The following is a 4,607-nucleotide window of genomic DNA, read 5'->3' on the forward strand; positions in this document are numbered from 1 at the left end:
TTAGGCGTGGCCGTTTGTCTGGTCGGCCACAGCGGGAGGAGTTATCCCCTCCTATATACAACCCCCGGTCGAAACTGATTTCTGGACAAAGAAAATGGGAAAAAGGGCAAGTACAAGGGCGGCTAATAGGTAGAAGAAGCGAGAGGAAAGCGCGGCACGCAAGACCACGCAGAGGACGCAAAGGAATGGGAACCGAGCCCTCTTGTAAATCGCAGGCTTTACTGTTTAGAGCTAATCTGGACTAATTCAACGCTGATGAAAGATGCAGTTCATGTTAGGGACTCGTCAATAGGCCTTTGTGCCGGTTTGGCTGGTTGCCTGCTTGCTTTTCTGTGCTGGCCAGGCGGGCTATATGGGCAAACGTCGAGCGAGCCTGGGAAAGCCGGTGGCCCCTTGAACTGGACGAGTCAGCAGGACCACAAAAACATGATGGACCAGTTGGGCATTATCCGGCTGCGTCCAGGACCAAGCGGACGGCCAGGCGGCATCAATTCAGCCAATTACGATCCTGCCATGGCGAATCCGTTTCCCGCTCTGCCGGAGGTCCTCAGGCTCAAGAACGGGCAGAAGGTCACCACGGCCAAGATGTGGTGGAACCAACGCCGCCCGGAGATCGTGGAGGATTTCGAGCGGGAGGTAATCGGGCGTGTGCCAAAGAAGGTGCCGAAGGTGACATGGACCGTGGTCTCGAATGTGACGGACGGGCTTGTGGACAATTTGCCCGCCAACGGCAAACAACTCGTGGGCCATGTGGATAACTCGGCCTGCCCGGCGATCAGCGTGGACATTCGCATGACTGTAGTGATTCCGGGCCACGCCAAGGACCCTGTGCCGGTGCTGATGATGTTTGGGGGATTTTTTGGTGACGGCATGCCACGGCCAGCCGGTTCTCCTGCGCCCACAAATCGGTTTCGCGAGTTCGGCGGACCATACAAGGACCCACCGTCGAGGGAGCAACTGCTGGCCGCCGGTTGGGGTTACGCCACCATCAACCCAGGAAGCATCCAGGCAGACAACGGCGCCGGGCTGACCAAGGGCATCATCGGCCTGGTCAACAAAGGCCAACCGCGCAAGCCGGAGGATTGGGGAGCGCTCCGCGCGTGGGCTTGGGGGGCAGCACGGGGTTTGGATTATCTGGAAACTGACCCCGCCATTGACGCAAAAAAGGTCGGGATCGAAGGGGTGTCGCGCTTCGGCAAGGCGGCGCTGGTTACCATGGCGTTTGAACCGCGCTTTGCCATGGCTCTGATTGGGTCATCCGGCGAAGGGGGCGCCAAACTGCACCGCCGCAATTTTGGGGAAGCCGTCGAAAACCTGACCGGCTCGGGTGAGTACCATTGGATGGCGGGGAATTTCCTGAAGTATGGGGCTGCGGAATCCTCCTTTGGGAGCAAGAACGCCGGGGACTTGCCGGTGGACGCGCACATGTTGATTGCTCTGTGCGCTCCTCGGTTGACCTTCATCAGTTACGGTGTGCCCAAACGCGGGGATGCAAAGTGGCTGGACCAGCAGGGCGGCTACATGGCCACGGTTGCCGCCGGGCCGGTGTTTCGGTTGCTGGGGGCGCGCGATATTGGCGAGAAGGAAGACTATCGAAGCGCCAAGATGCCGCCGGCGAACACGGGCTTGCTCGATGGTGAGCTGGCCTGGCGCCAGCACGACGGCGGCCATGAAGACCGCTCAAACATGAAGTATTTTATCGCCTGGGCGAACAGGTTTTTGAAGCACTCACCGCCGCCCCGCCCCGCAGCCGCCGGTATTGAGCCGCAGGGGTCTGGATTAAATGGTCAAGCAGGCTCGGCGCGTTACCCGCAGCGGCGGACCGATTCAAATTCCCTCATGGCACATCAGCAGTTAGTCCAGAAAGCCGAGCAAGGGGGCATTGATGTTTATTTCGCGGGCGACTCGATCACGCGCCGCTGGGGCGCTGCCGACCCCCAATACCAGCCGCTGCTGGAAAACTGGAGAACCAACTTCTTCGGCTGGAATGCCGCCGACTTTGGCTGGGGAGCCGACCGGATCGAGAATATTCTTTGGCGCCTCGAAAACGGTGAACTCGATGGTGTGAACCCGAAAGTGATCGTCGTGCTGGCGGGAATCAATAATATAGGCGCCGAACCCGGCGGGGCGGAGAAGGTTGAGGACATCGCGCAGGGGCTGCGGGCTGTGCTGGAGGTGTGCCGGGCCAAGGCCTCGAACGCGACCGTGATCATGACCGCTATTTTTCCACGAAATGACAACATGGCCGTGATCCCGGAGATTAATCAAATCAACCGCAAGCTCGCGCGGATGGCTGACGGCAGGAAAGTCCGCTACCTCGATATCAACGGCCAACTCGCGGACCAGGATGGCAGGTTATTTCCGGGCATGATGAATGCCGACCGGCTCCATCCAGCGCTCAAAGGTTATCAGGTCTGGGCGGACACCCTGAAACCCCTATTCACGGAGCTGCTTGGGCCTCCCGCAAAAACCGACCACGCCCCGCCACCAACCGGTGACCCCGGCGCGATGCGGTTTTCGCAAAAACGCAGGAACCTTTGAAACCAGGATGACAGGAGGAGAATTGGCATCCAGTGAAGCGCCGCTCGATTCCGGGCAGGCAAGCCGCTGTTTGGGCGAGGCCGCCAGGGGGCCTTCGATGTTGTGGCTGGGGACGTTGCTCGGCGCCGCGTTGCTTATTTGGTCGGCGAATTACACCGTGGGCAAAATCGCGTTGCGTGAAATCCCTTCGCTGGATTTGGCGTGTTTTCGCACGGTGCTGTCGGGGCTGTTCATGTGCCCGATTTATCTCTTGGCGCAGCGCCGGCGGCAACCGGGGGCGCGGGAGTGGTCGGTTGGAGACGTGCCGCGATTGCTGGCAGTGGGTGTGCTGGGATTGGTGGGCAACCAGGTTATTTTCGTTATTGGCCTGAACCAGACGAGCGTGGCACACGGGGCGGTGATATCGGGGATGGGCCCGATTTTCGTGTTGTTAGGGGCGGTGATGATGGGGTTGGAAGGGTGGACGGCCCGAAAAATGGGAGGGATGGCGCTGGCCGCAGGCGGGGTGATCCTGCTGCAGTTGGGACACGCCAAGCGAGGGGCGCCATCCCTGGGCGGGGACGTGGTGATGATGGTCTCGACGATGATGTTCGCCGGGTTCACGGTGTTCGGTAAGCGGCTGGCGTCCGAGTTCGGGACCGTCACGGTGAATACGTTTGCGTTTGTGGGCGGGGGGTTGCTGTTGCTACCGCTGGCGCTCCGGGGTGTTCTGCATGCCCGGGCTGCCCATGTAAGTCCGGCTGCCTGGGCGAGTGTTTTGTATATGAGCATCTTTCCTTCGGTTGTGGGGTATCTGATTTACTCGTATGCATTGCGGTATCTGCCGGCTTCACGGGTTGCGAGTGTCTCGTATATTCAGCCGTTCACCGCGACCCTGATGGCCGTGTTGATTCTGCACGAACAGCCTGGAGTGGGATTTGTCGGGGGCGCCCTGTTGGTGTTGGCCGGGGTCTGGCTGGCCGGGCGTTCGGCGGAGAAGGCGCAGGTGGAAAGAAACGGCACAGCCCGCCTGGCGGTTCAGGAGCTGACGACGACGGGGGAATGAAACTCTTCCCTATGCCGAGAGAGCGTCCGCCGGCGGCTGCGGCGGCTCGTCCCGCAGGCCGGGCGTTTTCGCCAGATTAGCCCCAATGAGACAGCCCAGCAGGATCAGCAGGATGATGCCTTGGGGAGCATACATGCCAGGCTTTTGTGGGCGCGGAAAATCCGGGTGAACCCCGGCAGCCAACAGCCGATCATAAAGGTCGGGATGGGTACGCCGGTGGGACATCACGGCTGGTATCAGGTTTTCCTCGTAGAGCCGTGCCAAGGCCCGCGCATAGACTCCGGCGTCGGACTCGTTTGCCTGGGCGATTTTGTCGGCGCGTTGCTCGAGGGAATGGCTGAGGCGGCGGCTGGCGTAGAGAAAGAGCCAACTCACAAATGCCAAAACCAGGGTCACACCCGGACCCCAAGTCAACGTCACAGGCCTGATGAAGAGCAAGGGCAGGAAAAAAGCAAGTCCACTGAGGCGGCCCGCGCGCATGATTCGGGATTCGCTCAGGTGCCCCAGTTCATGCGAGCAAATGGCAGCCACCTCTTCGTCAGGATGCAGGGCCAATAATCGTTCCGAAAACATCAGGTGCCCAGTATAGGGCAGCGCGAAGGCTGATGCGGCCGAACCTTTGAGGACCCACACGCGGCGGAACGGGACCTTCATTTGCGCAGAAACGCTTCGAACAATGGCGAGCAGCCGATCCGTTGGCGGGGTGAGCAAGCGCATTTTTTGCAAAGCCCAGGTCACTCCGCCCCGAGCGCTGATGGCGAACGCCACCAAGAACAAAGCGGCGAGGGCCAAGGCGCGCCAACCTAACCGCTCCGGCATTGCCACGACGACGGCGAAGAATAGAAACCAGGTGGTGAACCGGAGTGTCCAGGCAGCCACGACCTGGTGCAGCCACACGCGCGGTGTGAGCCACGGAAAGACCTCACGATGGAAGGCGTACGTGGCGGCGAGGGCGCCCAGCCAGGCCGCAATCGCTGCCAGTGGCCACGGGGGAATCGACTGGTATCCCAGGAGGCGCTGG

The 4,607-nt window shown here is 60.8% G+C and carries 3 protein-coding genes and 1 pseudogene; 3 read left to right on the forward strand and 1 reads right to left on the reverse strand.

Annotated features, from left to right (window positions below; translation table 11 throughout):
* The first annotated feature begins 330 nt into the window (after positions 1 to 330).
* From VG146_07005 to VG146_07015, 3 genes and pseudogenes are all read left to right on the forward strand, one after another.
* Positions 331 to 1,728, forward strand: a pseudogene (locus VG146_07005) (acetylxylan esterase).
* Positions 1,729 to 1,839: 111 nt separating this feature from the next.
* The gene (locus VG146_07010; protein ID HEV2392097.1) at positions 1,840 to 2,541 is read left to right on the forward strand and encodes a GDSL-type esterase/lipase family protein; all 702 of its coding nucleotides are present in this window, start codon (positions 1,840 to 1,842) and stop codon (positions 2,539 to 2,541) included.
* 7 nt (positions 2,542 to 2,548) lie between these two features.
* The gene (locus VG146_07015) at positions 2,549 to 3,586 is read left to right on the forward strand and encodes a DMT family transporter (GenBank protein ID HEV2392098.1); all 1,038 of its coding nucleotides are present in this window, start codon (positions 2,549 to 2,551) and stop codon (positions 3,584 to 3,586) included.
* A 9-nt stretch (positions 3,587 to 3,595) separates the two neighbouring features.
* Here VG146_07015 and VG146_07020 read toward each other — a convergent pair.
* Positions 3,596 to 4,607 (reverse strand): M48 family metalloprotease (locus VG146_07020; GenBank protein HEV2392099.1); only part of this gene is annotated, 1,012 nt, incomplete at its 5' end.

Source organism: Verrucomicrobiia bacterium, from assembly GCA_035946615.1.
Taxonomy (GTDB): Bacteria; Verrucomicrobiota; Verrucomicrobiia; order Limisphaerales; family UBA8199; genus DASYZB01.